This window comes from Streptomyces sp. CO7 (assembly GCF_053474865.1).
On the sequence record NZ_JBRIOU010000002.1, the window covers coordinates 554246 to 560157 of the forward strand.

5 protein-coding genes are annotated in these 5912 nt (G+C 72.8%); 3 read left to right on the forward strand and 2 right to left on the reverse strand.

Annotation, left to right across the window (positions count from 1 at the left end):
• Positions 1-113: 113 nt before the first annotated feature.
• Positions 114-2249: a glycogen debranching protein GlgX gene (gene glgX, locus ACOV8S_RS04455; protein WP_448316211.1), complete on the reverse strand. Its 2136-nt coding sequence runs from the start codon at positions 2247-2249 to the stop codon at positions 114-116.
• A 432-nt stretch (positions 2250-2681) separates the two neighbouring features.
• Between glgX and ACOV8S_RS04460 the strand changes: the two genes are divergently transcribed.
• The 3 genes from ACOV8S_RS04460 (at position 2682) to ACOV8S_RS04470 (ending at position 5317) form a co-directional block, all read left to right on the forward strand.
• Positions 2682-3917, forward strand: a complete 1236-nt coding sequence (locus tag ACOV8S_RS04460; RefSeq protein WP_448317347.1) for an SAV2148 family HEPN domain-containing protein — start codon at positions 2682-2684, stop codon at positions 3915-3917.
• Positions 3918-4052: 135 nt separating this feature from the next.
• The gene (locus tag ACOV8S_RS04465) at positions 4053-4763 is read left to right on the forward strand and encodes an exonuclease domain-containing protein (protein ID WP_448316212.1); all 711 of its coding nucleotides are present in this window, start codon (positions 4053-4055) and stop codon (positions 4761-4763) included.
• Entirely contained in the window at positions 4760-5317 is a 558-nt protein-coding gene (locus ACOV8S_RS04470) for a hypothetical protein (RefSeq protein WP_448316213.1), read from the forward strand. Before ACOV8S_RS04465 ends, ACOV8S_RS04470 begins: the two co-directional genes overlap by 4 nt.
• Positions 5318-5399: 82 nt before the next feature.
• Here the strand turns inward: ACOV8S_RS04470 and ACOV8S_RS04475 are convergent.
• On the reverse strand, positions 5400-5912 hold a 513-nt coding region (locus ACOV8S_RS04475; protein WP_448316214.1), incomplete at its 5' end, for a phosphotransferase.

Below are 5912 nucleotides of genomic sequence, written 5' to 3' on the forward strand. Positions count from 1 at the left end.
GGTGTGCCGTGCGGCGCGGGGCGGGCCCATGCCCCGGCCCGGGAAGAGGCCGGTGGGGGACGGCTGCCGTGCGGGTGGTGACGGCCGGGCGGCGAGGCGCCCGGCCGCCCAGGTCAGGCCGGGCGCTGCAGCACCGTCAGGGAACGGTCCGTCAGCGTCAGCCGCTCACCCGCGCGCATCTTCGCCCCGCCGCCCTCCGGCACACCCTCCGCGAGGGCCGTGTCGACGACCACCTGCCAGTGCTGACCGTGGTCGTCCGGCAGGGTGAACTCCATCGGCTCCGGCGAGGCGTTGAACAGCAGCAGGAACGAGTCGTCCGCGACCCGCTCGCCGCGCGGCCCCGGCTCGGAGATGGCGTTGCCGTTGAGGAACACGGTCAGCGCCCCCGCCGTCGCCGTGTCCCAGTCCTCGGGCGTCATCTCCGCGCCCTCGGGGGTGAACCAGGCGATGTCGGAGAGCTCGTCGTGGGTGCCCGCGACGGGGCGTCCGTGGAAGAAGCGGCGGCGGCGGAAGACCGGGTGGTCGCGCCGCAGCCACACCATCGCGCGGGTGAACTCCCGGATCCGCAGCGTCTCCTCGTCGAGTTCCCCGTCCTCCTCCCCGGAGGGCCAGGCCACCCAGGCCAGCTCGTTGTCCTGGCAGTAGGCGTTGTTGTTGCCCTGCTGGGTGCGGGCGAACTCGTCCCCGTGGCTGATCATCGGCACGCCCTGGGAGAGCATCAGGGTGGCGATGAAGTTGCGGATCTGCCGGCCGCGCAGCTCCCGCACGCCCGGGTCGTCGGTGTCGCCCTCCGCCCCGCAGTTCCAGGAACGGTTGTGACTCTCGCCGTCCCGGTTCTCCTCGCCGTTGGCCTCGTTGTGCTTGTCGTTGTAGGAGACCAGGTCGCGCAGGGTGAAACCGTCGTGGCAGGTGACGAAGTTGACCGAGGCGAGCGGGCGGCGGCCGTCGTCCTGGTACAGGTCGGAGGAGCCGGTCAGCCGGGAGGCGAACTCCGCCAGGGTGCGCGGCTCGCCCCGCCACAGGTCGCGCACGGTGTCGCGGTACTTGCCGTTCCACTCCGTCCACAGCGGTGGGAAGTTGCCGACCTGGTAGCCGCCCTCGCCGACGTCCCAGGGCTCGGCGATCAGCTTCACCTGGGAGACCACCGGGTCCTGCTGCACCAGGTCGAAGAAGGACGACAGCCGGTCCACCTCGTGGAACTGGCGGGCCAGCGTGGCCGCCAGGTCGAAGCGGAAGCCGTCCACGTGCATCTCGGTGACCCAGTACCGCAGCGAGTCCATGATCATCTGCAGCACGTGCGGGGAGCGCATCAGCAGGCTGTTGCCGGTGCCCGTGGTGTCCATGTAGTACCGCGGGTCGTCGGTCAGCCGGTAGTACGAGCAGTTGTCCAGACCGCGGAAGGACAGGGTGGGGCCCAGGTGGTTGCCCTCGGCGGTGTGGTTGTAGACCACGTCGAGGATGACCTCGATGCCCGCCTCGTGCAGCGCCCGCACCGCCGACTTGAACTCCAGCACCTGCTGCCCGCGGTCGCCCCAGGAGGCGTAGGCGTTGTGCGGGGCGAAGAAGCCGATGGTGTTGTAGCCCCAGTAGTTGTTCAGGCCCAGGTCGGCCAGGCGGTGGTCGTTCACGAACTGGTGGACCGGCATCATCTCCAGCGCCGTCACGCCCAGATCGGTCAGGTGCTCAAGGATCGCCGGGTGGGCCAGCGCCGCGTAGGTGCCGCGCAGCTCCTCGGGCAGCCCCGGATGCCGCATGGTCAGGCCCTTCACGTGGGCCTCGTAGATCACCGTCTCGTGGTACGGGGTGCGCGGGGGCCGGTCGTCGCCCCAGTCGAAGTAGGGGTTCACCACCACCGAGGTCATGGTGTGCGGCGCGGAGTCCATGTCGTTGCGGCTGTCCGGCTCGCCGAAGCGGTAGCCGTAGACCTCCTCGCCCCAGCGGACGGACCCGGACACCGCCTTGGCGTACGGATCCAGCAGCAGCTTCGCCGAGTTGGTCCGCAGCCCGCGCTCGGGGGCGTACGGGCCGTGCACCCGGAAGCCGTACCGCTGACCGGGCATCACCCCCGGCAGATAGGCGTGCCGGACGAAGGCGTCGCTCTCCTTGAGCTCGACCGCCGTCTCCGAGCCGTCATCGTGCAGCAGACACAGCTCGACACGTTCCGCGGTCTCCGTGAAGACCGCGAAGTTGGTGCCGGCGCCGTCGTACGTGGCGCCCAGTGGGTACGCCTCTCCCGGCCAGACCTGCATGGACTCGACTCTCCCAGGTAGGTACGGATCGGCGGTGCCTGTGCGCCTCGCCCAGTTCCTGCCGATTCTTCCCGAAAGACGGCGAAGCACGCACCGATGGTCCTGATCGGATACCCCGGGTCAACGGAGTTGGTCGCACTCTCACCCGGAAAGGGGACGCGGAATCATGAAGGCCCCGAGGAGGATCCGGAAGAAGCGGAACCGGCCATTCTGGGCCGGTGCCGCTCCCGAGGCCGCCGGGCACCCCTCCGACCACCGCTGATGCGGTATGAAAAGACTCACTCCGTCTCCGTCGCACTGCTGGAACGGGCGTGCCCGATGCGGTAGTTGGGGAAGGAGCCTGTGCATCCGGCTGCACCGCCCGCCAACCCGGAGTAATCTTTCTTGATCATTGAAGAGGACGGCTCCAGGGGAGCGGAAGGCGGTGCACGGGTGGGCTCGGGAGGCCTGGAGTTGCCCCCTGGCGACGGCGGTCGTGAGGGGAACTCGGCAGACGCCCCGCCCGGCGCGGTGTCGCTCGCCCGGCCGATGGAGGCCGCCATCGGACCGGAGCTCGAATGGGGCGCCGAGGCCTGGAGCGAGGTGCGCACCCGGGCCCAGCGGGCCGGCCGGGCCTACATCTGGCTGAATCTCGTCGAACAGCGGATGCGCGCGGTGGTGGCCGCGGTGCTGCGCCCGGTCTACGAGCCGGTGCACGGCGAGGACTGGGTGGTCGCCGCCGCCGGGCCCGCCGGCCAGGAGTGGGTGCAGCGCGCCGTCGCCGTCCGCGAGGTCAGCCGCCGCAAGGGCTACCTGCTCGACCCCGCCGACGACAACGTGCTCAGCTTCCTCACGCTGCCCCAGCTACGCGAGTTGACGGTCCAGCACTGGCCCTGCTTCGAGCCCTACTTCGACGACCGCCGCGACCTCGAACTGGCCCTGGACGAGCTCGAGGTGGCCCGCAACGTGGTCACCCGCAACCGGGCCCTGTCCGCCGCGGTCCTCGCCCAGGCCGAGCGGGCCTCCGCCCGGCTGCTGGACATGCTCGGCGCCGGCGGGGACGTGCCGTCCGCCCGGCGCCTTCCGGTCGACGCCGTCGAGGACCTGGTCGGCGACCGGTACGCCGACGTGGTCGCCGTCCACCCCGACCGGGTGCGGATGCTGCGCCACTTCCCCGCCGAGGACATCTTCGGCGGCGCGCGCCGGCTGGACGCCATCGGCATCGGCCTCAACCTGCTGGTGCAGAACTTCTCCGGGCGGCGGCTGGTCCGCCTCGCCGAGTCCGGCACCCGGGTGCGGCTGCTGTTCCTCAACCCCGCCTCCAGCGCCGTCCGCCGGCGCGAGCGCGAACTGGGCATCAAGCGGGGTGAGCTGGCCCGCGCGGTCGAGATGAACATCCTCCACATGCGCCGGGTGCGCTCCCGGCTGCGCGACCCGGGCGCCTTCGAGATCCAGGTCTACGACGAGACGCCGCGCTTCACGGCCTACCTGGTCGACGGGGACGGCGCCGACGGCGTCGCGGTCGTCCAGTCGTACCTGCGGCGCACCCGGGGCATGGAGGCCCCGGTGATGCTGCTGCGCAACGGCGGCAGGGTCGTCAGGTCGGGGGAGGCGGAGGAGAGCGCGCTGTTCCCCACCTACCGCGAGGAGTTCGAGGTGGCCTGGGCGGATTCGCGCCCGGTGTCCTGATGTCCCGATATCCGCTGGGCCGATTTCGGCCGTAAGGGGGCGGGAGGGGACGGAACGCGGCCCCGGCGTTGTCAGTGGTGCGTGCGAAGGTGAGGAACACCTGGGGGAACGCATCACCACGAAAGGGGGGCCGCCATGGGCTGGCACCACGCACCGCTGATCGGCTTCGACCTGGAGACCACCGGCACCGATCCGCACGAGGCCCGCATCGTCACCGCCGCCGTGCTCGAGGTCAGGGAGGGCGAGGTCGCCGGGCGCCGGGAATGGCTGGCCGATCCCGGCATGGAGATCCCCGCCGAGGCGGTCGCCGTCCACGGCATCACCAACGAGCGGGTCGCGGCCTCGGGCCTGCCCGCCGACCGGGTGGCCGACGAGGTGGCGGGCGTGCTCACGGGCTACTGGCAGTCCGGCATACCCGTGGTGGTCTACAACGCCGCGTTCGACCTCACGCTCCTGTCCGCCGAGCTGCGCCGCCACGGTCTGCCCTCGCTGCGCGAGCGGCTGGGCGGGCAGGACCCGGCCCCGGTGATCGACCCGTACACCGTCGACCGGGAGGTCGACCGCTACCGCCGCGGCAAACGGACCCTGGAGGCGGTCTGCGCCGAGTACGGCGTCCCGCTGGACGGCGCCCACGACGCCTCCGCCGACGCGCTGGCGGCGGCCCGTCTGGCCCGGGCGATAGCCGAGCGCCACGCCAAGGTGGCCGGCCTGGGCGTGGCCGAACTGCACCGGCGGCAGATCGGGTGGAGGGCCTCGTGGGCGGCCGGGCTGCAGGACTTCCTGCGCTCCAAGGGGGAGACGGACGCGGTGGTCGACGGGGCGTGGCCCCTGCGGGAAGCGGCGTGAGCGCCGCCGCGACGGGCGCCGCCGAGGTGCGGGACCCCGGTGCGCTGGAGGGGGGCCGGTTCCTGGTCTGCCACGACTACGGCATGGGGCAGCTGTGGTGGTGGGTGCGGGCGCCCTCGGCCCGGGCGGTCGTGGAGGCGGTCGCCGAGGTCGAGGTGGTCGACGACCCGGACACCGCGCGGTGCGCGCGGGGCTGGAACCTCCCGGAGGTGGGGCTCACGGACCCGGACCCCAACCCGCTGACCGATCTCCGTCGGCAGCGTGACGAGCAGCGCGCCCGCCCCGGCTTCGGGCTGCTCGCCGGGCGCGAGCGGGTGTGGCTGCGGGAGGCCTGGGACGAGGACGGGACACCGGCCGTGTTCCTCGTCGAACTCGGCCCCGACGGCCGGCGGCTGCGGCAGGTCGAGATCGCCGCGGACGGCACGGGCGTACGGACCGGGCCCAAGGACCGGCTGTTCGATCCGCCGGTGGACCTGTGGGACCCGGACCTGGCCGCCCGCCGGACGACCCGGCAGGAGTTCGAGGCCGCCTGGGAGCGGGCCCGCCAGGTGTGAACGGGGCGGCCGGGGGCGGCGCCCCGGGCCCGCTGAGGCTCTTTCCCGGCCGCGGAGGCCGTGCCTCGGAAGAGGCAGTTCCTCAGAAGGGGTACCAGCGGACCGTCGGGTCGCCGTCGCGCAGCGAGGCCACCCGGCGCCGGAACTCGGCGAGAGCCTTCGGGTTGGTGGGTGCGTGCTGGGCGACCCAGGCGCAGCTCGCGGTCTCCCGGGCCCCGCGCAGGACCGCGCAGCCCTCCCACTCCCGCACGTCCCAGCCGTACCCGGCGGTGAAGGCGTCGTACGCCTCGGCGGGCAGGCCGTAGCGGTCGTGGGAGAGGGCCATGACCACCAGGTCGTGCTCGCGCAGGTCGTGGGAGAAGGTCTCCAGGTCCATCAGGACCGGGCCGTCCGGGCCGATCAGGACGTTGCGGGGGAGCGCGTCGCCGTGGATCGTCCCCGGCTCCAGGTGCGGGGTGAGCGCGGCCGCCTCGGCGGCGAAGCCGTCCCGGCGGGCGCGGAGGTAGGCGGCGTCCGCGGGGTCGATCGCGTCGCCCGCCAGCGTCAGCCAGCGCTCGACGCCGCCGAGCAGTTCACGGCGGGGGGGCGGGGGGGG